General features: G+C 71.9%; 35 protein-coding genes and 1 pseudogene. 6 read left to right on the top strand and 30 right to left on the bottom strand.

What is annotated here, in order from left to right; translation table 11 throughout:
- Positions 1 to 20: 20 nt before the first annotated feature.
- From GV155_RS03915 to rpsJ, 26 genes and pseudogenes are all read right to left on the bottom strand, one after another.
- Positions 21 to 1,085, bottom strand: a complete 1,065-nt coding sequence (locus tag GV155_RS03915; RefSeq protein WP_160005421.1) for an LLM class flavin-dependent oxidoreductase — start codon at positions 1,083 to 1,085, stop codon at positions 21 to 23.
- Between the two features lie 68 nt (positions 1,086 to 1,153).
- Complete coding sequence (locus tag GV155_RS03910) at positions 1,154 to 2,143, bottom strand: TerC/Alx family metal homeostasis membrane protein (protein ID WP_160005419.1); 990 nt, start codon at positions 2,141 to 2,143, stop codon at positions 1,154 to 1,156.
- 67 nt (positions 2,144 to 2,210) lie between these two features.
- Entirely contained in the window at positions 2,211 to 3,029 is an 819-nt protein-coding gene (gene map / locus GV155_RS03905) for a type I methionyl aminopeptidase (RefSeq protein ID WP_160005417.1), read from the bottom strand.
- Between the two features lie 5 nt (positions 3,030 to 3,034).
- Positions 3,035 to 3,607 (bottom strand): adenylate kinase, encoded by a 573-nt coding sequence (locus GV155_RS03900; protein ID WP_160005415.1) that lies wholly within the window; start codon positions 3,605 to 3,607, stop codon positions 3,035 to 3,037.
- Positions 3,604 to 4,902, bottom strand: coding sequence for a preprotein translocase subunit SecY (gene secY / locus GV155_RS03895; RefSeq protein WP_160010799.1), 1,299 nt, complete (start codon positions 4,900 to 4,902; stop codon positions 3,604 to 3,606). The genes GV155_RS03900 and secY overlap by 4 nt, the downstream gene beginning before the upstream one ends.
- A gap of 163 nt (positions 4,903 to 5,065) precedes the next feature.
- Positions 5,066 to 5,506 (bottom strand): 50S ribosomal protein L15, encoded by a 441-nt coding sequence (rplO, locus tag GV155_RS03890; protein WP_160005413.1) that lies wholly within the window; start codon positions 5,504 to 5,506, stop codon positions 5,066 to 5,068.
- Between the two features lies 1 nt (position 5,507).
- The gene (gene rpmD, locus GV155_RS03885) at positions 5,508 to 5,699 is read right to left on the bottom strand and encodes a 50S ribosomal protein L30 (RefSeq protein ID WP_160005411.1); all 192 of its coding nucleotides are present in this window, start codon (positions 5,697 to 5,699) and stop codon (positions 5,508 to 5,510) included.
- The gene (rpsE, locus tag GV155_RS03880) at positions 5,699 to 6,322 is read right to left on the bottom strand and encodes a 30S ribosomal protein S5 (RefSeq protein ID WP_160005409.1); all 624 of its coding nucleotides are present in this window, start codon (positions 6,320 to 6,322) and stop codon (positions 5,699 to 5,701) included. The genes rpmD and rpsE overlap by 1 nt, the downstream gene beginning before the upstream one ends.
- Before the next feature lie 52 nt (positions 6,323 to 6,374).
- Entirely contained in the window at positions 6,375 to 6,758 is a 384-nt protein-coding gene (rplR, locus tag GV155_RS03875; protein ID WP_160005407.1) for a 50S ribosomal protein L18, read from the bottom strand.
- 1 nt (position 6,759) lies between these two features.
- A complete protein-coding gene (rplF, locus tag GV155_RS03870) occupies positions 6,760 to 7,299 on the bottom strand; it encodes a 50S ribosomal protein L6 (protein ID WP_160005405.1) in 540 nt (179 codons plus the stop codon).
- Positions 7,300 to 7,333: 34 nt separating this feature from the next.
- A complete protein-coding gene (gene rpsH, locus GV155_RS03865; protein WP_160005403.1) occupies positions 7,334 to 7,741 on the bottom strand; it encodes a 30S ribosomal protein S8 in 408 nt (135 codons plus the stop codon).
- Between the two features lie 87 nt (positions 7,742 to 7,828).
- Positions 7,829 to 8,014 (bottom strand): type Z 30S ribosomal protein S14, encoded by a 186-nt coding sequence (locus GV155_RS03860; RefSeq protein ID WP_028636399.1) that lies wholly within the window; start codon positions 8,012 to 8,014, stop codon positions 7,829 to 7,831.
- Positions 8,015 to 8,029: 15 nt separating this feature from the next.
- Positions 8,030 to 8,620 carry a 50S ribosomal protein L5 gene (rplE, locus tag GV155_RS03855; RefSeq protein ID WP_160005401.1) on the bottom strand — a complete coding sequence of 197 codons (591 nt, stop codon included), beginning with the start codon at positions 8,618 to 8,620 and terminating at the stop codon, positions 8,030 to 8,032.
- The gene (gene rplX / locus GV155_RS03850; RefSeq protein WP_214058221.1) at positions 8,620 to 8,982 is read right to left on the bottom strand and encodes a 50S ribosomal protein L24; all 363 of its coding nucleotides are present in this window, start codon (positions 8,980 to 8,982) and stop codon (positions 8,620 to 8,622) included. The genes rplE and rplX overlap by 1 nt, the downstream gene beginning before the upstream one ends.
- Positions 8,983 to 8,984: 2 nt before the next feature.
- A complete protein-coding gene (rplN, locus tag GV155_RS03845) occupies positions 8,985 to 9,353 on the bottom strand; it encodes a 50S ribosomal protein L14 (protein WP_160005399.1) in 369 nt (122 codons plus the stop codon).
- A gap of 73 nt (positions 9,354 to 9,426) precedes the next feature.
- Positions 9,427 to 9,711 (bottom strand): 30S ribosomal protein S17, encoded by a 285-nt coding sequence (gene rpsQ / locus GV155_RS03840; protein ID WP_160005397.1) that lies wholly within the window; start codon positions 9,709 to 9,711, stop codon positions 9,427 to 9,429.
- Entirely contained in the window at positions 9,708 to 9,953 is a 246-nt protein-coding gene (gene rpmC, locus GV155_RS03835; RefSeq protein WP_160005395.1) for a 50S ribosomal protein L29, read from the bottom strand. The genes rpsQ and rpmC overlap by 4 nt, the downstream gene beginning before the upstream one ends.
- Positions 9,953 to 10,372, bottom strand: coding sequence for a 50S ribosomal protein L16 (gene rplP, locus GV155_RS03830; RefSeq protein WP_160005393.1), 420 nt, complete (start codon positions 10,370 to 10,372; stop codon positions 9,953 to 9,955). The genes rpmC and rplP overlap by 1 nt, the downstream gene beginning before the upstream one ends.
- Before the next feature lie 3 nt (positions 10,373 to 10,375).
- The gene (gene rpsC / locus GV155_RS03825; RefSeq protein ID WP_160005391.1) at positions 10,376 to 11,218 is read right to left on the bottom strand and encodes a 30S ribosomal protein S3; all 843 of its coding nucleotides are present in this window, start codon (positions 11,216 to 11,218) and stop codon (positions 10,376 to 10,378) included.
- A complete protein-coding gene (rplV, locus tag GV155_RS03820; protein ID WP_160005390.1) occupies positions 11,218 to 11,655 on the bottom strand; it encodes a 50S ribosomal protein L22 in 438 nt (145 codons plus the stop codon). Before rplV ends, rpsC begins: the two co-directional genes overlap by 1 nt.
- A gap of 37 nt (positions 11,656 to 11,692) precedes the next feature.
- On the bottom strand, positions 11,693 to 11,974 hold the full coding sequence (gene rpsS / locus GV155_RS03815; RefSeq protein ID WP_160005388.1) for a 30S ribosomal protein S19: 282 nt from the start codon (positions 11,972 to 11,974) through the stop codon (positions 11,693 to 11,695).
- 16 nt (positions 11,975 to 11,990) lie between these two features.
- Positions 11,991 to 12,824: a 50S ribosomal protein L2 gene (rplB, locus tag GV155_RS03810; protein WP_160005386.1), complete on the bottom strand. Its 834-nt coding sequence runs from the start codon at positions 12,822 to 12,824 to the stop codon at positions 11,991 to 11,993.
- Between the two features lie 29 nt (positions 12,825 to 12,853).
- Positions 12,854 to 13,159, bottom strand: a complete 306-nt coding sequence (gene rplW / locus GV155_RS03805) for a 50S ribosomal protein L23 (protein WP_160005384.1) — start codon at positions 13,157 to 13,159, stop codon at positions 12,854 to 12,856.
- 32 nt (positions 13,160 to 13,191) lie between these two features.
- Positions 13,192 to 13,788: pseudogene (rplD, locus tag GV155_RS03800) on the bottom strand (50S ribosomal protein L4); the annotation flags it as partial.
- 2 nt (positions 13,789 to 13,790) lie between these two features.
- Entirely contained in the window at positions 13,791 to 14,450 is a 660-nt protein-coding gene (gene rplC / locus GV155_RS03795; RefSeq protein WP_160005380.1) for a 50S ribosomal protein L3, read from the bottom strand.
- Positions 14,451 to 14,466: 16 nt separating this feature from the next.
- Positions 14,467 to 14,775, bottom strand: a complete 309-nt coding sequence (rpsJ, locus tag GV155_RS03790; protein ID WP_026877498.1) for a 30S ribosomal protein S10 — start codon at positions 14,773 to 14,775, stop codon at positions 14,467 to 14,469.
- A gap of 535 nt (positions 14,776 to 15,310) precedes the next feature.
- Between rpsJ and GV155_RS03785 the strand changes: the two genes are divergently transcribed.
- From GV155_RS03785 to GV155_RS03765, 5 genes are all read left to right on the top strand, one after another.
- Positions 15,311 to 16,444 carry a glycerophosphoryl diester phosphodiesterase membrane domain-containing protein gene (locus GV155_RS03785; RefSeq protein WP_160005378.1) on the top strand — a complete coding sequence of 378 codons (1,134 nt, stop codon included), beginning with the start codon at positions 15,311 to 15,313 and terminating at the stop codon, positions 16,442 to 16,444.
- A 3-nt stretch (positions 16,445 to 16,447) separates the two neighbouring features.
- Positions 16,448 to 17,059 carry a DUF4129 domain-containing protein gene (locus GV155_RS03780; RefSeq protein ID WP_160005376.1) on the top strand — a complete coding sequence of 204 codons (612 nt, stop codon included), beginning with the start codon at positions 16,448 to 16,450 and terminating at the stop codon, positions 17,057 to 17,059.
- Complete coding sequence (locus GV155_RS03775) at positions 17,056 to 18,213, top strand: DUF4350 domain-containing protein (protein ID WP_160005374.1); 1,158 nt, start codon at positions 17,056 to 17,058, stop codon at positions 18,211 to 18,213. Before GV155_RS03780 ends, GV155_RS03775 begins: the two co-directional genes overlap by 4 nt.
- Positions 18,214 to 18,326: 113 nt before the next feature.
- On the top strand, positions 18,327 to 19,256 hold the full coding sequence (locus GV155_RS03770; protein WP_201300270.1) for an AAA family ATPase: 930 nt from the start codon (positions 18,327 to 18,329) through the stop codon (positions 19,254 to 19,256).
- 2 nt (positions 19,257 to 19,258) lie between these two features.
- A complete protein-coding gene (locus GV155_RS03765; protein ID WP_160005370.1) occupies positions 19,259 to 20,551 on the top strand; it encodes a DUF58 domain-containing protein in 1,293 nt (430 codons plus the stop codon).
- Positions 20,552 to 20,594: 43 nt separating this feature from the next.
- Here GV155_RS03765 and GV155_RS03760 read toward each other — a convergent pair whose 3' ends face one another.
- The 3 genes from GV155_RS03760 to GV155_RS03750 are packed head-to-tail and all read right to left on the bottom strand — an operon-like array spanning position 20,595 to position 23,426.
- Positions 20,595 to 21,422 (bottom strand): ABC transporter permease, encoded by an 828-nt coding sequence (locus GV155_RS03760; protein ID WP_160005368.1) that lies wholly within the window; start codon positions 21,420 to 21,422, stop codon positions 20,595 to 20,597.
- Positions 21,419 to 22,438: an ABC transporter ATP-binding protein gene (locus tag GV155_RS03755; protein WP_160005366.1), complete on the bottom strand. Its 1,020-nt coding sequence runs from the start codon at positions 22,436 to 22,438 to the stop codon at positions 21,419 to 21,421. Before GV155_RS03755 ends, GV155_RS03760 begins: the two co-directional genes overlap by 4 nt.
- Positions 22,431 to 23,426: a stage II sporulation protein M gene (locus GV155_RS03750; protein WP_160005365.1), complete on the bottom strand. Its 996-nt coding sequence runs from the start codon at positions 23,424 to 23,426 to the stop codon at positions 22,431 to 22,433. Before GV155_RS03750 ends, GV155_RS03755 begins: the two co-directional genes overlap by 8 nt.
- A 20-nt stretch (positions 23,427 to 23,446) precedes the next feature.
- Here GV155_RS03750 and GV155_RS03745 point away from each other — a divergent pair, with 20 nt between their 5' ends.
- Entirely contained in the window at positions 23,447 to 24,304 is an 858-nt protein-coding gene (locus tag GV155_RS03745; RefSeq protein WP_160005363.1) for an RDD family protein, read from the top strand.
- On the opposite strand, the gene trmB is transcribed toward GV155_RS03745, so the two are convergent.
- On the bottom strand, positions 24,289 to 25,035 hold a 747-nt coding region (gene trmB / locus GV155_RS03740), incomplete at its 5' end, for a tRNA (guanosine(46)-N7)-methyltransferase TrmB (RefSeq protein WP_328820783.1). The genes GV155_RS03745 and trmB overlap by 16 nt on opposite strands.

Genomic DNA, 25,035 nt, shown 5'->3' with positions numbered 1-25,035 from the left:
CGAAGACCACCCCGGGGGGTTCAGCCGAGCAGGCGCAGGGTGTCCTCGCGGCGCGGGGACGTGGCGGGGTCGGTGCCGACGTGCTCGCCGGTCACCGGGTGGACCATCACCTCGTCGACGCCGTGGGCGACCGCCAGCTCAGCCAGGCCCTCGCGGACCCGGTCCGGGGTGCCGACGACCCAGCGGCGCCGCATGCCGGCGAGCAGGTCGGCGTGCGCGGGCGGCAGCGTGGCGACCTCCTTCTCGGCCTCCTCGACCAGCAGCTGCGGGCGCAGCGTGCCCCCGGTGCGCAGGGCCAGCATCGCCAGCAGCTGGGGCAGGGCGAGCAGCTCGGCCTCGTCCTGGTCCGGCGCGACGCAGACGTTGACGGTCAGGAAGGTGCGCGGCACCTGGTGCTCGGGCAGCGCGTCGGGGTCGGCGCGGAAGCCCTCCCGGTAGAGCTCCAGCGCCTCGCTGGTGCCCTGGCCGGCGAAGTGGTGGGCGAAGACGTACGGCAGGCCGCGCTCGGCAGCCAGGCGTGCGGAGTAGTCCGAAGAACCCAGCAGCCACAGCTGCGGCACCGTGCGGGCCTGGGGGGTGGCGCGCAGGCTCGAGGACCGGCCGCCCACCGAGACGCCGACGCCCTCGGGGGCCATCATGGCGCGCACGTCGTCGACGTACTGCGGGAAGCGCGAGACGGCCTCGTCGGTCACACCGCCGGCGCCGTGGCGCAGCGCGTACGCCGTCACGGGGTCGGTGCCCGGGGCCCGGCCGATGCCGAGGTCGATCCGTCCCGGGTGCGCGGCCTCGAGCAGGGCGAACTGCTCGGCCACCACCAGCGGGGCGTGGTTGGGCAGCATCACGCCGCCCGAGCCGACCCGGATCCGCTCGGTGGCCGCGGCCAGCATCGCGATCAGCAGCGGCGGGTTGGTCGCGGCCACCGACGGCATGTTGTGGTGCTCGGCCACCCAGTAGCGGTGGTAGCCGGCGGCGTCGGCGACGCGCGCCAGGTCGCGCGAGGCCGACAGCGCGTCCCCGGTCGACTGGTCGGTGCGGACCGGGACGAGGTCGAGCACGGACAGGGTGGGCTGCGCGGTGGTGGTCATCACCAGTCACAACCACCGCGGCGACCGGTGGATTCCCACCGGTCGCCACGGTGGTGCGCCGCCTCGGGTCAGACCCGCTCGGCGGTCCGCTTGTCCTTGCGGTCCTTGGCCAGGCTGGCCAGCGTGGTGACGGTGAGGATGCCGACGATCGCGACCAGCGAGGCCCAGATCGGGACCTCGGGGGCCCACCCCACGTGCTCGCCGCCGTTGATGAACGGCAGCTCGTTGGTGTGCAGTGCCTCGAGGACCAGCTTGACGCCGATGAAGGCCAGCAGCACCGACAGCCCGATCGAGAGGTAGACCAGCCGCTTGAGCAGGTCGCCGATCAGGAAGTAGAGCTGGCGCAGCCCCATCAGGGCGAACACGTTGGCGGTGAAGACGATGAATGGCTCGCTGGTCAGCCCGAAGATCGCGGGGATCGAGTCGAGGGCGAACAGCAGGTCGGTCAGGCCCAGGGTCAGGATGACCACGAACATCGGGGTGAGCATCCGCCTGCCGCCCTCGCGGCTGGTCAGCTTCACGCCGTTCCACTCCCGCGTCAGCGGGAGGTGCTTCGAGGCGAACGCGACGATCTTGGGCTCCTGGTAGGCCTCGTCCTCGTCGTCGTGGCTCAGCACCAGCTTGACGGCGGTGTAGATCAGGAAGATCCCGAAGAGGTAGAAGACCCAGCTGAAGGCGCTGATCGCCGCGGCGCCGACGGCGATGAAGATCCCGCGCATCAGCAGGGCGAGCACGATCCCGACGAGCAGGGCGGTCTGCTGGTACTGCCGGGGCACGTCGAGCTTGGCCATGATGATGATGAAGACGAACAGGTTGTCGACCGAGAGCGAGTACTCGGTCAACCAGCCGGCGAAGAACTGGGCGCCGTAGTCGACCCCGCTGATCGTCGTGATCGCGATGCCGAAGGCGATCGCGGCGCCGACGAAGAGTGCCAGGGCCCGCGCGCACTCGCGCATGCTGGGCTCGTGCGGGCGGCGCCCGACCACGACCACGTCGAAGAGCAGGACGGCCGAGGTGACCACGACCGTCACCACCCAGACCCAGGGATGGATGTCCACTACTGCTCCTCCGAGACGGCGCCAGCGGCGCGGGTAGGGCTTCGTCCGCTGACGAGCCCGGGCAAGGCTAACGCCCGCCGAAGGCGACGCCGAGCGCGGACAGCGCGGCCTCTCCCCCGTCGAGCGCGGTCAGCACCCAGGCGCCGCGGTCGGTCAGCACGAAGGTGTGCTCGTAGTGCGCCGCCCAGGAGCCGTCGGTGGTGACGACGGTCCAGTCGTCGTCGAGCACGTCGGTGGCATCGGTGCCGAGGGTGACCATCGGCTCCACGGCCAGCGCGAGCCCCTCCACCAGGCGGGGACCGCGCCCGGGACGGCCCAGGTTGGGCACGTCCGGGGGCAGGTGCATGGCCGTGCCGATGCCGTGCCCGGTGTAGTCGGGGACGATCCCGTACGACCCCTGCGCGCGCACGTGGGACTCCACGGCGTGCGAGATGTCCGAGAGCCTGCCCTGCGTCGTGGCGGCGGCGATGCCACGCCACATGGCCTGCTCGGTGACGTCCATCAGGGCGGTCACGTCGTCGGGCACCGACCCCAGGGCGACGCTGGTGGCGGCGTCGCCGTGCCAGCCGTCGACGATCGCGCCGCAGTCGATCGAGACCAGGTCGCCCTCGGCGAGCACCCGCGAGCCGGGGATGCCGTGCACGACCTCGTCGTTGACCGAGACGCAGATCGACGCCGGGAACCCCTGGTAGCCCAGGAACGACGGCGTCGCGCCGCGTGAGCGGATCGCGTCCTCGGCGATCGCGTCCAGCTCACCGGTGGTCATCGCGGGGCGGACCTGCTCACGCAGCAGCGCCAGGGTCTCCCCCACGACCAGGCCGGCGCGACGCATCACGTCGACCTGGGCCGGGGTCTTGATCTCCAGGCCCCGACCGAAGAGGCCCACGTCGGTCAGCCCTGCTGGTCGTCGAGCGCGTCGCCGAGACGCTTGGTGACCACGTCGACGTCGCCCATGCCGTCGACCTCGACGAGCAGCCCGCGGTCGCGGTAGACGTCGATCAGCGGCGCGGTCTGCTCGCCGTAGACGTCCTGGCGACGGCGTACGACGTCCTCGGTGTCGTCGCTGCGACCCTCGGTCTCGGCGCGCTTGACCAGGCGGGCGACGAGCTCCTCGGTGTCGACCGCGAGCACGACGACCGCGTCGAGCTCGTGGCCGAGGTCGGTGAGCATCCCGTCCAGCTCGTCCACCTGCGACACGGTGCGCGGGTAGCCGTCGAGCAGGAAGCCGGTCGCGGCGTCGTCCTCGGCCAGGCGGGCCCGCACCATCGAGTTGGTGACCTCGTCGGGGACGTAGTCGCCGGCGTCCATGTAGCGCTGGGCCTCCCGGCCCAGCTCGGTGCCCTCCGACACGTTGCGACGGAAGATGTCACCGGTGGACACGGCGGGCACGCCCAGCCGGTCGGCCAGGCGCGCGGCCTGGGTGCCCTTCCCCGCTCCCGGGGGACCCATCAGAACTAGCCTCATGAACGCAGGAATCCTTCGTAGTTGCGCTGCTGCAGCTGGCTCTCGATCTGCTTCACCGTGTCCAGGGCGACGCCGACCATGATCAGGATCGAGGTGCCGCCGAACGGGAAGTTCTGGTTGGCCCCGATGAGCACCAGCGCGATCAGCGGGATCAGGGCGATGAAGCCGAGGTAGAGCGCGCCCGGCAGCGTGATGCGGGACAGGACGTAGGACAGGTAGTCCTCGGTCGGCTTTCCTGCCCGGATCCCGGGGATGAAGCCGCCGTACTTCTTCATGTTGTCGGCCACCTCGGTGGGGTTGAAGGTGATCGACACGTAGAAGTAGGTGAAGAAGACGATGAGCGCGAAGAAGGTGATCATGTAGATCGGGTGCGCGCCGGTCTCGAAGTAGCGCGACAGGATGCCCACCCACGCGGCGTCGCTGGTCTGGTTGAACTGCACGGCCATGGCCGGCAGGTAGAGCAGCGAGCTGGCGAAGATGACCGGGATGATGCCGGCCTGGTTCACCTTGAGCGGGATGTAGGTCGAGGACCCGCCGAACATCTTGCGCCCGACCATCCGGCGTGCGTACTGCACGGGGATCCGGCGCTGTGCCTGCTCGACGAAGATGACCGCCGCGACGACCAGCAGGCCGACGGCGATGACGAGCGCGAAGACCCACCAGCCCTGGCTGATGCGGACCTGCCACAGCGCGGACGGGAAGGTCGCGACGACCTGGCAGAAGATCAGGATCGACATGCCGTTGCCGACGCCGCGGTCGGTGATCAGCTCGCCGAACCACATGATCACCGCGGTGCCCGCGGTCATCGTGATCACCATGACCAGGAAGGTCTGGGTGCCGTCGTCGTGCAGCAGCGGGCGGTCGCAGTTGATCAGGTTGCCCGAGCGGGCCAGCGCCACGATGCCGGTCGCCTGGAGCAGCGCGAGGCCGAGCGTGAGGTAGCGGGTGTACTGGGTGATCTTGGTCTGCCCGGCCTGGCCCTCCTTCTTGAGGGCCTCCAGACGCGGGATCACCACGACCAGCAGCTGCAGGATGATGCTCGCGGTGATGTACGGCATGATCCCGAGCGCGAAGATCGTGAGCTGGAGCAGCGCTCCACCGGAGAACAGGTTGATCAGGTTGTAGACGCCCTGGCTGTTCGTCGGGTCACCGAGGCAGGCCTGGACGTTGGCCACGTCCACCCCGGGAGCCGGGATCTGGGAACCGGCACGGAAGACGACGACGATCATGAGGACGAACAGCAGCTTGCGCCGCAGGTCCGGTGTCTTGAAGGCGTTCACGAACGCGCTGAGCACGAAGTCCTCTTCTCTACCAGGCAGACAGGGGGTCGGCACCACCGGCGGCGACCCGCGGTGAGCCTAACAGCCCAGGGTCGGCCGGCCGCGTGAGCCGGTGAACGACGACGGGCCCGCCCAGGTCTGCTGGACGGGCCCGTCGCGTGACGTGCGGTGCGGTGGCTCAGACCGTGGTGGTCGAGCCGCCGGCAGCCTCGATCTTCTCCTTCGCCGACGCCGAGAAGGCGTGGGCGGAGACGGCGACCTTGGTGGTGATCGAGCCCTCGCCGAGGACCTTGACCGGCTGGCCCTTGCGGACCGCGCCACGTGCCACGAGCTGGTCGACGGTGACGTCGCCCCCCTCGGGGAACAGCAGCCCGATGCGGTCCAGGTTCACGACCTGGAACTCGACCTTGAAGGGGTTCTTGAACCCCTTCAGCTTGGGCAGGCGCATGTGGATGGGCATCTGCCCACCCTCGAACGCGACCGGGACCTGGCCGCGGGCCTTGGTGCCCTTGGTGCCTCGTCCCGCGGTCTTGCCCTTGGATGCCTCGCCTCGACCGACGCGGGTCTTGGCCTTCTTCGCGCCGGGCGCGGGGCGCAGGTGGTGAAGCTTCAGCGTCATCTCACTCGCCTCCCTCGATCTCCTCGACCGTCACGAGGTGGCGCACGGTCCTCACCATGCCCCGGAACTCCGGACGGTCCTCCTTGACGACCACGTCACCGATCCGCTTCAGACCCAGCGAGCGCAACGTGTTGCGCTGGTTGGCCTGGCAGCCGATGGACGAACGGTCCTGACGCACGCGGAGCTGCCCCATCAGGAGGACACCTCCTCGGAGACGCCCGCAGGCACCTCGTGCTCGGCGCGCAACAGCGCCGCCGGGGCGACGTCCTCGACGCGCATGCCGCGGCGGGCCGCGACCGTCTCGGGCATCTCCAGCATGCGCAGCGCCGTGACGGTCGCGTGCACGATGTTGATCTGGTTCGACGACCCGAGCGACTTGCTGAGCACGTCGTGGATGCCGGCGCACTCGAGCACCGCACGCACCGGGCCACCGGCGATCACACCGGTACCGGGAGCGGCGGGGCGCAGCAGGACCACGCCCGCGGCCTTCTCGCCCTGGACGGGGTGCGGGATGGTGCCCTGGATGCGGGGGACGCGGAAGAAGCTCTTCTTGGCCTCCTCGACACCCTTCGCGATCGCGGCGGGCACCTCCTTGGCCTTGCCGTAGCCGACGCCGACCATGCCGTCGCCGTCACCGACGATCACCAGGGCGGTGAAGCTGAAGCGCCGACCACCCTTGACGACCTTGGCGACGCGGTTGATCGCCACGACGCGCTCGATGTACTGGCTCTTCTCCGCGCCCTGGCCACGACCGCCGTCGCGACCTCGGCCGCCGCGATCACCGCCGGCGCGCTGTCCGCGCTGGGGTCCGCTCATGAGATTTCCTCTTCCTTGCCTACGTACGTGCAGGTTGCCTGGTTGGTGGCCATCAGAACGACAGCCCACCCTCGCGTGCGCCGTCGGCCAGCGCCGCGACACGACCGTGGTACTTGTTGCCGGCGCGGTCGAAGACGACCGTCTCGACGCCCTCGGTCTTCGCCCGCTCGGCGACGAGCTCGCCGACGCGCTTGGCCTTGGCGGTCTTGTCGCCCTCGAAGCCGCGCAGGTCGGTCTCCATGGTGGAGGCCGAGACCAGCGTCTTGCCCACGAGGTCGTCGACGACCTGGACGGTGATGTGCTTGGAGGAGCGCGTCACGACCAGGCGCGGGCGCTCCGGCGTGCCGGAGATCTTCTTGCGACCGCGCACCTGGCGACGCAGGCGGGACTTGGTCCGCGCCGCGCCGTGCTTGCTCTGCTTCAGCGAGATGGCCATGTCACTTACCAGCCTTTCCGACCTTGCGGCGGATCTGCTCGCCGGCGTAACGGACGCCCTTGCCCTTGTAAGGCTCGGGCTTGCGCAGCTTGCGGATCTTCGCGGCGGTCTCGCCGACGAGCTGCTTGTCGATGCCGGAGACCCCGAGGCGGGTCGGGCCGTCGACGGTGAAGGTGATGCCCTCGGGGGCGTCGAAGACGATCGAGTGGGAGTACCCGAGCTGGAACTCCAGCTGGGTCGGACCCTTGGGCAGGACGCGGTAGCCCACGCCCACGATCTCGAGCTTCTTCTCGTAGCCGTCGGTGACACCGACGACCATGTTGTTGACCAGGGTGCGGGTCAGGCCGTGGAGCGACCTGGACTCACGCTCGTCGTCGGGGCGCTTGACGTCCAGGACGCCCTCACCCTGCTCGACGGTGATCGGGGCGGCCACCCGGTGCGACAAGGTGCCCTTGGGGCCCTTGATCGTCACCAGACGGTCGTCGATCTTGACATCCACGCCGGACGGGACCGTGACGGGGAGCTTGCCGATGCGCGACATAGCTGTGTGTTCTCCTTCGTCTCGTAGGTCCGGGTTACCAGACGTAGGCGAGGACTTCTCCGCCCACGCCCTTCTTGTTCGCCTGGCGGTCGGTGAGCAGACCCTGGCTGGTGGAGATGATCGCCACCCCCAGGCCGCCGAGCACCTTGGGCAGGCCGGTGGACTTGGCGTACACCCGCAGACCCGGCTTGCTGATCCGGCGGAGGTTGGACAGCGCGCGCTCGCGGTTGCGGCCGTACTTGAGGGTGACGGTCAGCGTCTTGCCGACCTCGCCCTCGGCCGGGTCCGCGACGTCGAAGGAGGCGATGTAGCCCTCCTGCAGCAGGATCTCGGCGACCCCCTGCTTGAGCTTGCTGTACGGCATCACGACCTCGTCGTGGAAAGCCTGGTTGGCGTTGCGCAGACGCGTGAGCATGTCTGCGATCGGGTCAGTCATCGTCATGGCCGGGGAGGCCCTTTCTCGGTGTGGTTTCGGGGCGGAGAGGACTCCGTCCCGACCTTCAGCGGTGGTAGGTCTGGGTGTGTCCGGTCACCAGGAGGACTTGGTGACGCCGGGGAGCTCGCCTCGGTGGGCCATCTCGCGCAGGCAGATCCGGCACAGGCCGAACTTGCGGTAGACGGCCTTCGGGCGGCCGCAGCGCTGGCAACGGGTGTAGCCACGGACCGCGAACTTGGGCTTGCGGGCCGCCTTGACCCTCAGTGCTGTCTTTGCCATGTCAGTACTCCTTGCTCAGCGCTCGGCGAAGGGGAAGCCGAGCTGCTTGAGCAGCGAGCGACCCTGGTCGTCGGTGGTCGCGGTGGTCACCACGGTGATGTCCATGCCCCGGGACCGGTCGATCTTGTCCTGGTCGATCTCGTGGAACATGACCTGCTCGGTCAGCCCGAAGGTGTAGTTCCCGCGGCCGTCGAACTGGCGCGGCGAGAGACCGCGGAAGTCACGGATGCGGGGCAGCGCCAGCGAGAGCAGCCGGTCGAGGAACTCCCACATCCGGTCGCCGCGCAGCGTCACGTGGGTGCCGATCGGCATCCCCTCGCGCAGCTTGAACTGCGCGATGGACTTGCGGGCCTTGGTCACCGACGGCTTCTGTCCGGTGATCGCGGTGAGGTCGCGCACGGCGCCCTCGATCAGCTTCGAGTCGCGAGCGGCCTCGCCGACACCCATGTTGACCACGATCTTGGTCAGGCCGGGCACCTGCATGACGTTCTTGATGTCGAACTCGGTCTGCAGCGCGGGGAGGATCTCCTCGCGGTAGCGGGTACGCAGCCGCGGCGGGACCTTGGCGGAGATCTCCGGTGCGGACTCGGTCTCGGTCGTGGACATCAGATCTCCTCCCCCGTCTTGCGCGAGATGCGCACGCTGCGGTGGCCGGTGTAGGTGGAGCCGTCGGGACGGCGCTTGGTGACCTCGTCGCGGCGGTAGCCGACGCGGGTGACGCCGTCACCCTCGACGAGCATCACGTTCGAGACGTGGATGGGCGCCTCGGCGGTGATGATCCCGCCGGTGGTGCCGGCGCGACCGCCGGCGTTGACGACCTTGGTGTGCTTCTTGATGCGGTTGACGCCCTCGACGATCACCCGGTCCTGCTCACGCAGGACGGAGATGACCTTGCCCTCGGCGCCCTTGTCCTTGCCCGCGATCACCTTGACGGTGTCGCCCTTCTTGATCTTCAACTTCTTCGTCATGCTCAGAGCACCTCCGGCGCGAGGGAGACGATGCGCATGAAGCGCTTCTCGCGCAGCTCGCGGCCGACGGGACCGAAGATGCGGGTGCCTCGCGGCTCGCCGTCAGCCTTCAAGATCACCGCGGCGTTCTCGTCGAATCGGATGTAGGACCCGTCGGGCCGGCGGCGCTCCTTGACGGTGCGCACGATGACGGCCTTGACGACGTCGCCCTTCTTCACGTTGCCACCGGGGATGGCGTCCTTGACCGTGGCGACGATGGTGTCGCCGATACCGGCGTAGCGGCGCCCGGAGCCGCCGAGCACGCGGATGCAGAGGATCTCCTTGGCACCCGTGTTGTCGGCGACCTTGAGCCGCGACTCCTGCTGGATCATCAATTTCTCCTGGTTGTCGGACCGGTTCTCGGCACCCTCACGGGACTACGAGCCTGGCCGAACGGATGGATGCTTACTTGGCGCGCTCGACGACGGACACGACGCGCCAACGCTTGGTGGCCGACAGCGGGCGGGTCTCCATGATCTGGACCCGGTCACCGACCTGGCACTCGTTGGTCTCGTCGTGCGCCTTCAGGCGCGAGGTCTGCCGAAGCACCTTGCCGTAGAGCGCGTGCTTGACGCGGTCCTCGACGGCGACGACGACGGTCTTGTCCATCTTGTCGGACACGACGAGACCGACGCGCACCTTGCGGGTGCTGCGCTGGGCCGTGGCCTGCTCGGTGGTCTGGTCGCTCATGCGCTGGCCTCTTCCTCGTCCGTGCCCGGGGCGGTCCGGATGCCGAGCTCGCGCTCACGCACCACGGTGTAGATACGGGCGATGTCCTTCTTGACGGTGCGCAGCCGGCCGTGGCTCTCCAGCTGGCCGGTGGCCGCCTGGAAGCGGAGGTTGAACAGCTCCTCCTTGGCCTCGCGCAGCTTGGCCTCGAGGTCGACGGCGTTGAGCTCGTCGAGCTCGTGGGCCTGGGTCTGCTGAGCCATCAGAACTCACCAGCCTCTCGCGTGATGAAACGGCACTTCATGGGAAGCTTGTGCATGGCACGGCGCATGGCCTCGCGGGCGACGTCCTCGGGGACGCCGGACAGCTCGAACATGACCCGGCCCGGCTTGACGTTGGCGATCCACCACTCCGGCGAGCCCTTTCCGGAACCCATGCGGGTCTCGGCGGGCTTCTTGGTCAGCGGGCGGTCGGGGTAGATGTTGATCCACACCTTGCCGCCGCGCTTGATGTGGCGGGTCATCGAGATACGCGCCGACTCGATCTGGCGGTTGGTCACGTAGTGACCCTCGATGGCCTGGATGCCGAAGTCACCGAACGCGAGCTTGGTCCCGCCCTTGGCCGCACCGGTCCGCTTCGGGTGGTGCTGCTTGCGGTGCTTGACACGACGAGGCATCAACATGGCTCAGGCCTCCGTTGCAGGGGTCTCGGCGGCCGGGGCGCCCGCGGTGGCGGGAGCCGGCTCGGTGGCGGGGGCGTCGGTACGGTCCGAACGGGCCGGACGGTCGGCGCGCGTGCTGCGGGTGGGGCGCTCGCCACCACGACCGGCGGCACCGCCGCGGGCTCCGCCGCGACCGGGGACACCGGCGCGGGCGGCGGCCTGCGCCTGGCGCTCGGCACGGGAGCCGGCGACCTCGCCCTTGTAGATCCAGACCTTCACACCGATGCGACCGAAGGTCGTCCGGGCCTCGTAGAAGCCGTAGTCGATGTCGGCCCGCAGCGTGTGCAGCGGGACGCGGCCCTCGCGGTAGAACTCGGTGCGCGACATCTCGGCGCCGTTGAGGCGGCCCGAGCACTGCACGCGGATGCCCTGGGCACCCGAGCGCATCGCGGTCTGCATCGCCTTGCGCATCGCACGACGGAACTGCACGCGACCGGCGAGCTGCTCGGCGACGCCCTGCGCGACGAGCTGGGCCTCGACCTCGGGGTTCTTGACCTCGAGGATGTTCAGCTGCACCTGCTTGCCGGTGAGCTTCTCGAGCTCGCCGCGGATGCGGTCGGCCTCGGCGCCGCGGCGACCGATGACGATGCCGGGGCGGGCGGTGTGGATGTCGACGCGCACCCGGTCACGGGTCCGCTCGATCTCGACCTTGGCGATGCCGGCGCGGTCCATGCCCTTGGAGAGCAGCTTGCGGATCGCGACGTCCTCGCCGACGTAGGCCTTGTACAGCTTGTCGGCGTACCACCGCGACTTGTGGTCGGTGGAGATGCCGAGGCGGAAGCCGTTCGGGTTGATTTTCTGGCCCATCAGGCCGTCCGTCCCTTCTTGGCGCCGCGGCTGGCAGCGACCACGGAGGCCGGCTGCACCGCGAGGGTGATGTGGCTGGTGCGCTTGTTGATCCGCGTCGCCCGGCCCTGGGCCCGGGGGCGCCAGCGCTTCATCGTCGGACCCTCGTCGACCCGGCACACCGAGACGACCAGGTCGTCGGCGGGCAGGCCCTCGGTGGTCTCGGCGTTGGCGATCGCGCTCTCCAGCACCTTGTAGACCGTCTCGGACGCCGACTGCGGGGCGAACCGCAGGATGGCGCGGGCCTCGTCCACGGGAAGGCCGCGGACCAGGTCGACGACCCGGCGTGCCTTCATCGGGGCGATGCCGTTGAAACGTGCGGTCGCGAAGGCGCCCGGCTGGTCGCCGAGCAGCGACTCGCGACGGGCGCTCGTGCGCCTGCGCTCGGTAACGCTCATGGCTCGTTGTCTCCAGTCTCGTCGGGGTCGCGCCGCGTCAGCGGCGGCGGCCCTTCCGGTCGTCCTTGGCGTGCCCGCGGTAGGTGCGGGTCGGGGCGAACTCGCCCAGCTTGTGGCCGACCATGGAGTCGGTCACGAAGACGGGGACGTGCTTGCGCCCGTCGTGCACGGCGATCGTGTGCCCGATCATGGTCGGCACGATCATCGAGCGGCGTGACCAGGTCTTGATCACGTTGTGGCTGCCCTTGTCGTTCTCGGCGTCCACCTTCTTCTGAAGGTGGTCGTCGACGAAGGGGCCCTTCTTCAGGCTGCGAGGCATCTCGTTACTTCCCTACTCAGCGCTTCTTGCCGGTCTTGCGGCGGCGGATGATCTGGGCGTCGCTGCTCTTGCGCTTGCGCGTACGACCCTCGGGCTTGCCCCAGGGCGAGACCGGGTGGCGACCACCGGAGGTCTTGCCCTCGCCACCGCCGTGCGGGTGGTCGACGGGGTTCATGACGACACCACGGACGGTGGGGCGCTTGCCCTTCCAGCGCATGCGCCCGGCCTTGCCCCAGTTGATGTTCGACTGCTCGGCGTTGCCGACCTCACCGACGGTGGCGCGGCAGCGCACGTCGACGAAGCGCATCTCGCCGGAGGGCATCCGCAGCGTGGCGCGGGAGCCCTCACGGGCCACCAGCTGGGCGCTGATGCCGGCGGAGCGGGCGATCTTCGCGCCGCCCCCCGGTCGCAGCTCCACGCAGTGGATCGTGGTGCCGACCGGGATGTTGCGCAGCGGCAGGTTGTTGCCGGGCTTGATGTCGGCGTTCGGGCCGGACTCCACCACGATGCCCTGGCCGAGGTCGCGCGGCGCCACGATGTAGCGCTTCTCGCCGTCGGCGTAGTGCAGCAGCGCGATGCGCGCGGTGCGGTTGGGGTCGTACTCGATGTGCGCGACCTTGGCCGGCACGCCGTCCTTGTCGTAGCGACGGAAGTCGATGATGCGGTAGGCACGCTTGTGCCCGCCGCCCTGGTGCCGGGTGGTGATCCGGCCCTGGTTGTTGCGACCGCCCTTCTTGGGCAGCGGCCGCGTCAGCGACTTCTCCGGCGTGGTCCGGGTGATCTCGACGAAGTCGGCGACCGACGAGCCACGACGGCCCGGGGTGGTCGGCTTGTACTTACGGATAGCCATGTCTTAAGTCCTCGTATCCAGCTGCCCGGTCAGGAGACCGGACCCCCGAAGATGTCGATGCGGTGGCCCTCGGCGAGGCTGACGATCGCGCGCTTGGTGTCCTTGCGCTTCCCCATGCCGTAGCGGGTGCGACGCGTCTTGCCGGCGCGGTTGAGCGTGTTCACCGAGGTGACCTTGACGTCGAAGATCTTCTCGACGGCGATCTTGATCTCGGTCTTGTTCGCGTCCGGGCGCACCAGGAAGGTGTACTTGTTCGCGTCCAGGAGCCCGTAGCTCTTCTCGGAGACCACGGGGGCGAGCAGCACGTCGCGGTGGTCCTTGTGCAGGGTGCTCACTTCGAGGCCTCCTCGGTCGTGGCGCCGGTCCGGCTCGCGCCGGCGACGAAGGCGTCGTAGGCGCCCTGGGTGAAGACGATCTCGTCGCTGGCCAGCACGTCGTAGGTGTTGACCTGGTCGGAGAACAGCAGGTGCGCCTCGGGCGCGTTGCGCAGCGAGAGCCAGGTGAGGCGGTCGGTGCGCTCGAGCACGACCAGGAAGCGGCGACGCTCGCTGATCTCGCGCAGCGCGGCCGAGGCCAGCTTCGTGGAGACCTTGTCGCCACCCACCAGGGACTCGACCACGTGGATGCGGCCGTCGCGGGCCCGGTCGGAGAGGGCACCGCGCAGGGCGGCGGCCTTCATCTTCTTGGGGGTGCGCTGGTCGTAGGAGCGCGGCTGCGGGCCGTGCACCGTGCCACCGCCGACGAACTGGGGCGCGCGGATCGAGCCCTGACGGGCGCGGCCGGTGCCCTTCTGGCGGTAGGGCTTGACGCCACCGCCCCGCACCTCGGCGCGGGTCTTGGTGGCGTGCGTGCCCTGGCGGGCCGCGGCCTGCTGGGCGACGACGACCTGGTGGATCAGCGGGACGTTGACCTTCGCGTCGAAGATCTCCGCCGGCAGGTCGACCTTGACGGTCTTGACAGCCATGGTCAGGCCTCCTGGGTGAGCTTGGCGGCCGAGCGGAGGACGAGGAGTCCGCCGCGGGGGCCGGGGACGGCGCCCTTGAGGAGGATCAGGCCCTTCTCGGCGTCGACCGCGTGGACGGTCAGGTTCTGGGTGGTGACGGTGTCGCTACCCATCCGACCGGCCATCCGCGTGCCCTTGAAGACGCGGCCCGGGGTGGCGCAGGCGCCGATCGAGCCGGGCTTGCGGTGGTTGCGGTGGGCACCGTGCGAGGCACCGACGCCGTGGAAGCCGTGACGCTTCATCACACCGGCGTACCCCTTGCCCTTGCTGGTGCCGGTCACGTCGATGGCCTCGCCCACGGCGAAGGTGTCGACGGCCAGCTCCTGGCCCACGGTGTAGGTGGAGGCGTCCGCGGTGCGGATCTCCACCACGTGGCGGCGCGGGGTGGTGCCGGCCTTGGTGAAGTGTCCGGCCTGCGGCTTGTTGACCTTGCGGCCCTCGATCTCGCCGAAGCCGACCTGGATGGCGTTGTAGCCGTCGTTCTCGGGTGCCCGGACCTGGGTGACGACGTTGGTCGCGGCGGCGACCACGGTCACCGGCACGATCTTGTTGTTCTCGTCCCAGAGCTGGGTCATGCCGAGCTTGGTGCCCAGCAGTCCCTTGACGTTGCGCTCGATAGTCATGTCGCTGTCCTCGAACTCAGAGCTTGATCTCGATGTCGACGCCCGCCGGGAGGTCGAGTCGCATGAGCGAGTCGACCGTCTTCGGCGTGGGGTCGATGATGTCGATCAGCCGCTTGTGGGTGCGCATCTCGAAGTGCTCGCGCGAGTCCTTGTACTTGTGGGGCGAGCGGATGACGCAGTACACGTTCTTCTCGGTCGGCAGCGGCACGGGGCCGGCGACCTGGGCGCCCGTACGGGTCACCGTGTCCACGATCTTGCGCGCCGAGGTGTCGATCACCTCGTGGTCATAGGCCTTGAGCCTGATGCGGATCTTCTGTCCCGCCATAGGTCTCTCTCGTCCTTTTCACTCGCTCGTGCCCTGCTTGGTTCGGGACGTCCTCCGGCTTGAGTCGGTCCCACCCGGTCGCCTTCCCACCTGCGTCCGACCCCCGCGGTCGGGCGTGTCGCTCATTCTTCGAGCAAACAGGACCGAGGTCCGGGGTCATCTGCCTGTGGTGGCCGACGGGGTTCATGTCGGCCTGGTCGGGTCCCCCGGCGACGCCAGCACGAGCCAGACACCGACCACGTGACACCGGCCCGTAAGGGCGACGATGTCGGGAGACGCGATTCAGGAGTCAAGATGTGCGGCGCCGCGGCGAAACCTGCCGTGGCAACCGAACTATCTTGACAGATCCCCCCGAGGGCCACAAATCGGGCCGCCCAGGTGCCGCTGACCGGGGCCGGGCGGGGCCGATCCCACCCGATCCCACCGGCTCCGCCCCTGGCGCGCACGGACCTGAGAGGATCCTGGCACCGACCGGACCAGCCGCGTCGTCGGCCCCGGGACCGGTCCCGGGCGCGCGGCTGGGAGAAGGGGTGCCATGTCCGACCACGGGTCCGTCCCGCCTCCCGGCCAGGAGCCGTACGGGCAGCAGCCTCCCCCGGGCTGGCAGCCGTACGGGCAGCAGCCTCCCCCGGGCTGGCAGCCCCCGGCGGGACCGCCGTACCCGCAGCAGCCCCACCCCCAGCAGCCGCCGGGCCCCGGGTGGCAGCCCGGTCCGGGGATGCTGGGTGCGGCCCACAAGCCCGGCGCCGTGCCGCTGCGCCCGCTCGGCCTGGGCGACATGTTCGACGGCGCGTTCCGGATCATCCGGTTCAACCCGCGCGCGACCGTGGGCGGCGCGCTGCTCGTGGCCGTCGTCGCGATGGCGGTGCCGCTCGTGGTGACCTCCCTGCTGACGGCCTCGTTCGGGACCACCGTCGATCCCCTCACCGGTCAGGCCGACGCCGGGTCGTCGGTCGGGTTCCGCGCGTCCGTGGCCTCGCAGGCGGTGGGGTTCCTGCTGCTGCAGGTCGGTCTGCTGCTGGTGACCGGGCTGATCGCGCACGTCACCCACCAGGCGGCCATCGGGCGCCGGATCGGCCTGGGTGAGGCCTGGTCGATGACGCGGGGGCGCCGCTGGCGCCTGGTCGGGCTGGTCCTGCTGGTCGCGCTGGCCTACGGCCTGGCTTACGGCCTGTGGGTCGCCAGCATCGCGGGGCTCGTCGTCGCGGGCACCGGGACGGCGCTGGTCGTCGGCTACGGCGTCCTGTCCGGTCTGCTCTTGGTCGTCGTCTCGGTCTTCCTCTACGTCCGCGTGGTGCTGCTGGCCACGCCCGCGCTGGTGCTCGAGCGCCTCGGCATCGGCAGCGCCCTGGCCCGCAGCTGGCGGCTCAGCCGGCAGCAGTTCTGGCGGGTCCTCGGGATCGCGCTGGTCACCTCGATCGTGGTCGGGATCGCCGGCTTCGTGGTCGCGCTGCCGGTGGAGATCGGCACGCAGGTGCTGGCCTTCGCCACCCCGGAGAACGCCCTGCTGATCGGCGTGGCCGGCCAGGCGGTCGGCACCGTGCTGTCCACCGCCTTCACCTCGCCCTTCACCGCCGTCGTGACCACGCTGCAGTACCTCGACCAGCGGATGCGCAAGGAGGCCCACGACGTCACCCTGATGTCCGAGGCCGGGATCACCGGGGCCTAGCGCGTGCTGCGCTCCGCTCCCCCGCTGGACCCCTCCGGGGACGAGGGCCGCTCGCTGCTGCGCCGCGAGCTGCTCGAGCCCCGCTACCGGGAGGACCCGATCAGCACCGTGCTGGGCTGGATCAGTCGCCAGCTCGACGCCGGGCTGCAGGCCGCCGAGGGCGCTCCGGCGGTGTCCACGCTGGTCGCGATGGTCCTGCTCGTCCTGCTCGTGCTCGCCCTCGCGCTGCTGGCCTCCCGCGCGCGACGTACCGCCCGGGTGCGCACCGCGACCGGTGACGTGCTCGTGGCCGGCCCGGTCGGCGCGGCGCAGCTGCGGGCCCGGGCCGAGCAGCTGCTGGCCGACGGTCAGACCGGCGAGGCGCTCGTCGAGGCCTTCCGCGCGCTGGCCCGACGCCAGGTCGAGCAGGGGGCCCTGGGCGACGACCCAGGGGCCACCGCGCGCGAGGTCGCGGCCGAGCTCACCCGGGACCGGGCCACGAGCGCTCCCACGAGCCGGCTGACCGAGGCCGCGGCGCTCTTCGACGCCGTGCTCTACGGCGGCCTGCCGGCGAGCGCCGAGCAGGTCCGCGAGGTCCTCGCGCTCGACGACGAGCTCGGGGGGGTCCGCCGATGAGCGCCGGCACCACCACGTCCCGGCGGAGCAGCCGTCGCGGCACGGCCGTGCTGCTGCTCGCGGTCGTGCTGCTCCTCGCGCTCGTGGTCGCGCTGAGCGGCGACCCCGAGACCGCCACCCCGCTCGACCCCGAGAACCCCGGCCGGGAGGGGACCGCCGCCCTGGTGGAGGTGCTCGCCGACCAGGGCGTCGAGGTCGACGTCGTGCGCGACGCGGCCGCGCTCGAGGCGAGCGAGGTCACGACCACCACCACCGTGGTCGTGTCCTCGACCGACGCCCTCGGGCGGAGCACCGTGGAGCGGCTGCGCGAGCACGCCCGTCCCGGCCTGCTGGTGCTGCTCGAGCCGGGCCCGGCGGCCAGCGGCGCGCTGGGCACCCCGCCGGGTCTCACCGTCCCCGGCGGTGGTCCGGTCGCGGCCTCCTGCAGCGCCGCCGGGGTGGCCGGCACGACCGGCGACCGCCTCGCCGACCTGTCGCTCGAGGTGGACACGGCCACGTCCTTCCCGGGCCCGGGCTGCTTCCCCGACGGCGGCGGCGGCCACCTGCTGGTCGGCGACGACGGCGAGGTCGTCCTCGGCGCCGCGCAGGCGCTGACCAACGAGCAGGTGCTGCGCGCGGACAACGCCGCGCTCGCGCTGCGGCTGCTCGGCGGCGGCGACCGGCTCGTCTGGTACGTCCCCGACCTGGGCGACCTCGCCTCCGGCGACGCCGTCTCCGTGCGCTCCCTGCTGCCGCCCTGGCTGCTGCCGGGCCTCGTGCTGGGGCTGGTGGCGATGCTCGCGGTCGTGCTCTGGCGGGGGCGGCGCCTCGGCCCGCTGTCGGTCGAGGCGCTGCCGGTCGTCGTCCGCGCGGTCGAGACCACGCGCAGCCGCGGGCGGCTCTACCGCAGCGCCGGCGACCGCCCGCACGCGGCGACCGCGCTCCGGGCCGCCGCGCGGGCCCGCCTGGCCGAGCGGCTCGGCCTCGGTGCCACCGGCGGGGGCCCCGACCGGGTCGACGCGCTGGTCCGCGCCGTCGCCACCGCGACGGGGCAGGACCCCGGTCGGGTCGCGGCGCTGCTGGACCCGTACGCCCCCACGCCCACCACCGACCACGACCTGATCACGCTGGCCCAGGACCTGGACCGGCTCGACCGAGAGGCACGCCACCCGTGAGCACCAGCCCCGAGCACGACCCGACGGCCACCGAGGCCCCGCAGACCCCCGAGAACCCCCAGCGGGCCCCCCGGGAGACGCCGCCGCCGGCCCACCCGGAGGCGCGCGAGCGGCTGGCCGCCGTCCGGGCCGAGGTCGCCAAGGCCGTCGTCGGGCAGGACGCCGCCGTGTCCGGGCTGCTCGTGGCACTCCTGTGCGGGGGGCACGTGCTCATGGAGGGCGTGCCCGGCACGGCCAAGACGCTGCTGGTCCGCTCGCTGGCCGCGAGCCTCTCCGTCGGCACCAGCCGCGTGCAGTTCACGCCGGACCTGATGCCCGGCGACATCACCGGGTCGATGGTCGTCGACTCCGGGGTCGGCGCGCTCAGCTTCCACGAGGGCCCCGTCTTCACCAACCTGCTGCTCGCCGACGAGATCAACCGGACGCCCCCCAAGACCCAGTCGGCGCTGCTGGAGGCGATGGAGGAGGGCCAGGTCTCGGTGGACGGCGTCTCGCGCCCGCTGCCCCGGCCGTTCCTGGTCGCCGCCACCCAGAACCCCGTCGAGCACGAGGGCACCTACCCGCTGCCGGAGGCCCAGCTCGACCGGTTCCTGCTCAAGGTGGTGCTGCCGATCCCCGGGCGCGACGACGAGCTCGAGATCCTGCGCCGCCACGCGGCCGGGTTCGACCCGCGCGACGTCGCCGGGGCCGGCGTACGCCCGGTGGCCGGTGCCGAGGACGTCCTGGCCGGCCAGCGGGCGGTGACCCAGGTGCAGGTCTCGCCGGAGGTCGCGGGCTACGTCGTGGACATCGCCCGGGCCACCCGGCAGTCGCCGTCGCTCGGCCTGGGGGTCAGCCCGCGCGGGGCCACCGCGCTCCTCCGCGCCGCCCGGGCCTGGGCCTGGCTGACCGGGCGTGGCTACGTCACGCCCGACGACGTCAAGGCGCTGGCGCACGCCACCCTCGTGCACCGGCTCGCGCTGCGCCCCGAGGCCGAGCTCGAGGGCGTCGACGTGGGCGCGGTGCTCGGCTCCGCGCTCGCCTCCGTGCCCGTCCCCCGCTGAGCATGGCGCTCTCGGGACGGGTGCCGCTGCTGGTGCTGCTGGGGCTGCTGCCGCTGGTGCTGCGCCCCTCCGCCTCCACGCTGTGGCTCTGGCTGCTCGTCGTGGTCGTGGTGTGCACCGTCGACTGGTACGCAGCCCCCCGGCCGTCGGCGGTGGTGCTGAGCCGGGCCGAGGTCGGCTCGGTGCGGATGGGCCACCCCACCGCGACCGAGGTGCTGGCCCACAACCCCGGCACCCGCCGGCTGCGGCTGCTGGTGCGCGACGCGTGGCCGCCGAGCGCGGGCGCCGGCGACGACCGGCACCGCGTCGACCTGCGGCCCGGCGCCGCGCTGCGGCTGCGCACCACGCTCCAGCCGACCCGCCGCGGCGACCTCCGTGCGCTCGGCACGACGGTCCGCTCCCGGGGCCCGCTCGGCCTCGTCGCCCGCCAGGCCACCCTCCCGGTGCCCGGGACGGTCCGCTCGCTGCCGCCGTTCGACTCGCGCAAGCACCTGCCGTCGCGGCTGGCCCGGCTGCGCGAGCTCGACGGCCGCGCCGCCGTGCGCGTGCGCGGGCAGGGCACCGAGTTCGACTCGTTGCGGGAGTACGTCCGCGGCGACGACGTGCGCTCCATCGACTGGCGCGCCAGCGCCCGCAACCGCGACGTCGTGGTCCGCACGTGGCAGCCCGAGCGGGACCGGCGCGTGGTGCTCGTGCTCGACACCTCGCGCACCTCGGCCGGCCGGGTGGACGACGTGCCGCGGCTGGACTCCGCGATGGACGCCGCGCTGCTGCTCGGGGCGCTGGCCGTCCGGGCCGGCGACCGGGTCGACCTCGTCGCCGGCGACCGCCGGGTCCGCGCCCGGCTGCGCGCCGCCGGGACGCGGGACGTGGTCGGGCGGATGCAGGACGTCCTCGCCGACCTCGAGCCGGTCATCGCCGAGGCCGACTGGCGCTCGCTGGCCGGCGCCGTGTCGGCCCTGGGCCGCCAGCGCGCCCTGGTGGTCCTGCTGACCCCGCTGGAGCCGGCCGCCGTCGAGCAGGGACTGCTGCCGGTGCTGCCCGTGCTCACCGCGCACCACCGCGTCGTGGTGGCCTCGGTGCGCGACCCCGAGCTCGAGCGGATGGCGCGCCGCCGCGACGACGCGGGCGAGGTGTACTCCGCCGCGGCCGCCGAGCAGGAGCTGCGCCGCCGCGCCCGCACCGCCGAGCTGCTGACCCGCCTCGGGGTCCACGTCGTCGACGCCGACGCCGAGCACCTCCCGCCGGCCCTGGCCGACCACTACCTGTCGCTGAAGGCCCGCGGCCTGCTCTGACGAGATGACGCTCGCGGACAGCCGAGATGACGGTCGCGGCGCCTCAGTCCACCGCGCGGCGGCGGAAGCCCCGCAGGCCGACCGCGGTGAACAGCACTAGGAAGCCCACGCAGGCCAGCAGGCACACCCACGCCGGGATCGACTCGACCTGCGGCACCATCTGCCCGCGGACCAGCTCGCTGACGTACGTCAGGGGGTTCAGCGCGCAGACCACCTGGAACCACCGCAGGCCGTCCAGCTGGCTCCACGGGAACTGGGTCGAGCCGGTGAACAGCAGCGGGGTCAGCACGACCGCGAAGACCACGTTGATCTTCGACGCGGTCACCAGCGTGCCCAGGACGAGACCGAGCGCGGCGCCGACGAGCGAGCCCAGGACCAGACCGACGGAGACCAGCGGCACGGCGGACCAGGTGATCGGCACCGAGCCGAGGATCAGCAGCCCGAGCGGGAACATCATCGCCGAGGCGATGAGCCCGCGCAGGGTCGCGAACACGATCTTCTCGATCGCCACCAGGGAGGTCGGCAGCGGCGCGAGCAACCGGTCCTCGATCTCCTTGGTGAAGGAGAAGTCGATGACCAGCGGCAGCGCGGTGTTCTGCAGCGCGGTCAGGAAGCCGGTGAAGGCGATCACGCCGGGCAGCAGGACCTGCTCGAAGCCGCCCTGGACGTACCCGAGGTCGCCGAGGACCTTGCCGAAGACGAAGAGCAGGAAGATCGGCTGCAGCAGCACCTGGGCCAGGAAGCCGCCCAGCTCCCGGCCGGTGACGAAGACGTCGCGCCCCAGCAGGCCCAGGAACGCCTTCCCGACCGACGGCGTGCGCGGGGCCGCCGGCACCAGCGCGGCGGCCTCGGGTCCAGTGGACGCGGTCATCGCAGGTCCCTCCCGGTGAGCGAGATGAAGACGTCCTCGAGGGTCGGCTCGCCCAGGGCCACCGACAGCAGCCGGGCCCCGTGCCGCTCGACGGCCTCCGCGGCCGCGCCGAGCACCGACGCGCCGGGCACGTCGAGGTAGAGCCGCACCCGCAGGTCACGCTCCCCCGGCGGGCGGCCGGCGTCACCGCCGACGTCCTCCACCCGTCGTACGCCGCCCAGGCCGCCCAGCGCGTCGCGCAGGGCGGGCTCGCGGGCGGCGTCCACCTCCCCGAGCACGAGGTCGACCGTCGAGTCGCCGGGCAGCGTGCGGGTCAGGGCGTCGGGGGTGTCCAGGGCGAGCAGGGTGCCGTGGTCCATGATCCCGACCCGGTCGCTGATCTCCGCGGCCTCGTCCATGTCGTGGGTGGTGACCACCACGGTCGTGCCGGCGGCGCGCAGCTCGCGGACCTGGTCCCACACGAACAGGCGCGCCTGCGGGTCGAGGCCCGTGCTGGGCTCGTCGAGGAACAGCACCTGCGGGCGGTGCATCAGGGCCCGGGCGATCAGCAGCCGCTGCGCCATGCCGCCGGAGTAGTCGTCCACCTTGTCCTTGCCACGGTCACCCAGGCCCATCCGCTCGAGCAGCTCGTCGGCCCGTCGACCCCGCTCGGCGCGACCCATCCCGTGGTAGGCCGCGTGGAAGAGCAGGTTCTGGCGGGCGTTGAGCGACCGGTCGAGGTTGGGCCGCTGCGGCACGACCGAGATCACGGTGCGCGCCCGGACCGGGTCCGCGGCCACGTCGACGCCACCCACCCCGGCGTAGCCCGAGGTCAGCGCGACCCGGGTGGTCAGGATCCCGATCGTCGTGGTCTTGCCGGCGCCGTTGGGTCCGAGCAGGCCGAAGATCTCGCCCTGCTCGACGGCGAACGAGACGCCGTCGACGGCGTTGGTCGGACGCTTCGGGTAGCGCTTGACGAGGTCGCGGACCTCCACGGCCGGGCCGGTCGGCGCCCGGCGGGGACCGGTGTCAGGCACGCGTGGCCACCGTGTCCTCGAGCAGGTCGGCGCCGAGGTCGCCGGTGTGGCCGCGGCGGACGGCGGCCCGGCCGAGCACGAAGACGTAGGCCAGGAAGACCAGCTCGGCGAGCACGCCGATCGCCAGGCGGGCCCAGGTGGGCAGGCCGGACGGGGTCACGAAGCCCTCGATCAGCCCGCTGACGAGCAGCACGCCGACCAGGCCGAGCGCCACGGTCGCGGCCGTACGCCCCTCGCGGGCCATCGAGCGGCTCCGGCTCAGGCCGCCCGGGGCCACCCAGGACCAGAACAGCCGCAGCCCGACGCCGGCGGCCACGAAGACGGCGGTCAGCTCGAGCAGCCCGTGCGGCAGCAGCAGGCCCCAGAACTGCAGGCCCGCGTCGTTGCGCGTCATGATCGCGCCGATCACCGCCAGGTTGGCCATGTTCTGGAACAGCAGCCAGATCACCGGCAGGCCCAGCACCCCGAGCGCCAGGCACAGCGCGGTCACCCAGGCGTTGTTGACCCAGACCTGGGTGGCGAAGCTGCCGGCGGCGTACTGGCTGTAGTAGCCCGCGAAGTCCTCCTGCACCAGCTGATCGATCTCGGCGGGGCTGAGCAGGCTCTGCTCGACGTCGGGGTGGGCCAGCAGCCACAGCATCATCACCCCGGTGACCGCGACGTTGCCGGCCAGGCAGCCCAGCCACCACCAGCGCAGCCGGTAGAGCGCGGCCGGGAACCGCTCGGTGAGGAAGCTCCGCACGGCGCGCCAGGTCCCGACCCGGGTGCCCGCGGCACGGGTCCGCGCCCGCGCGAGCACCGACGACAGGTAGGCGACCACCTGGGCGTCGGGCGCCTGGGTGCGCACGACGGAGAGGTGGGTGGCGACGCGCTGGTAGGTCTCGACCAGCTCGTCGGCCTCCGCGCCGGTCAGCCGGCCGCGCTTGGTCAGCTGCTCGAGACGCTGCCACTGGCCGGCGTGCTCGAGCACGTACGCGTCGAGGTCCACGCCGCTAGCCTAGGTCCACCATGTCGACGACCGCAGGCCCTCCGGCCGGCCGCCCTGCCGCCTCCCGCGCGCACGAGCTCGCCACCGTCACCAGCGACGACCTCGTCACCGGCGAGGCCGTCGCGCTGGACCTCCCGCCGGCGGGCCTCGGGGCGCGCATCGCCTCCGGGGCCATCGACCTGGTGGTCGCGCTGGTGCTGCTGCTGCTGGCCCTGTTCGTCTTCACCGTCGCGGCGCTGCAGACCGACGAGGCCCTGCTGACGGTGGCGTTCATCGGCACCCTGGTGACCGTCCTCCTCGTCTTCCCGACCACGATGGAGACCCTCACCCGCGGCCGGTCGCTGGGCAAGCTCGCGATGGGGCTGCGTACCGTCCGCGACGACGCCGGTCCGATCTCGTTCCAGCACGCGTTCACCCGGTCCTTGATCGGGGTCGTGGAGATCTACGTCCTCACCGGCGCGCCCGCCTTCTTCGCCGCCCTGGTCAACGGCCGCGGCAAGCGGCTCGGCGACCTGGCGGCCGGCACGTACGTCGTGCGCGACCGCTTCCGCCTCAGCCTGCCCCCGCCGCCGGCGATGCCGCCGCCGCTGGCCGCGTGGGCCCGCTCGGCCGACGTCTCCGGGCTGCCGTCGGGGCTGGCGCTCGCGGTCCGGCAGTACCTCGGCCGGCTCCCCACGATGGACCCGGCCTCCCGCACCCGCGTCGGGGACGCGCTGTGGGTGCAGGTCGCGCCGTACGTCGCCCCTCCCCCGCCGAACGGTGCGCCGCCGGCGGCGGTGCTGGCCGCGGTCGTCGCCACCCGGCGCGAGCGCGACCAGGCCCGCCTGGCCCGGGAGCGGGCCCTGCGCGAGCGGCTGACCCGTCAGCGGGCGGTGTAGGCCAGGTCGGTGATGGTGCGCCCGACGTCGAGGCCCTTGCGCTCGAACCGGGTGACCGGCCGCTCCTGCCACCGCTCGACCTCCCCACCGACCAGGCCGGGCTCGGCGTCGAGCACCGCACGCATCTGGTCGGCGTAGTCGGCCCAGTCCGTGGCCAGGCGCCACGTCCCGCCGGGCACGAGCCGGTCCGCGACCAGCGCGGCGAAGTCCGCGCGGACCAGGCGACGCTTGTGGTGGCGGGTCTTGGGCCACGGGTCGGGGAAGAACGTCCAGACCTCCTCGACGCTGCGCGGGGCCACCCGGTGGGCGAGGGTCCAGGCGGCGTCGAGCGTGCAGAGCCGTACGTTGTCGGCCCCCACGTCGGCGAGCTTCCACAGCGTGTCGGCCACGCCGGGGTTCCAGACCTCGAGCGCGAGCACGTCGACGTCGGGGCGGGTCGCGGCCAGCGCCGCGGTGGCCTCGCCGACGCCGGAGCCGATCTCGACGACCATCGGGGCGCGGCGACCGAACGCCTGCTCCCAGGTGAAGTCCTCGTCGGCCGCGGTCTCCTCGGTGACCACCCACTTCTGGTGGTGGAGGTCCCACGCGGCCTGCTGGCGCGGGGTGAACCGGCTGCCGCGGCGCGAGTAGCTGAGCACCTCGCGCTTGCGCCGACCGTCCTCGGTGAGCTTGTGGTGCGGACGTGGCGGCGTGGCGCGCTCGGTCATCGGGCTCCTCACGGGGCTGGGCGG

This window comes from Nocardioides sp. AX2bis (genome assembly GCF_902506435.1).
Taxonomy (GTDB): domain Bacteria; phylum Actinomycetota; class Actinomycetes; order Propionibacteriales; family Nocardioidaceae; genus Nocardioides.
This window is presented reverse-complemented; position numbering and strand designations above follow the sequence as displayed.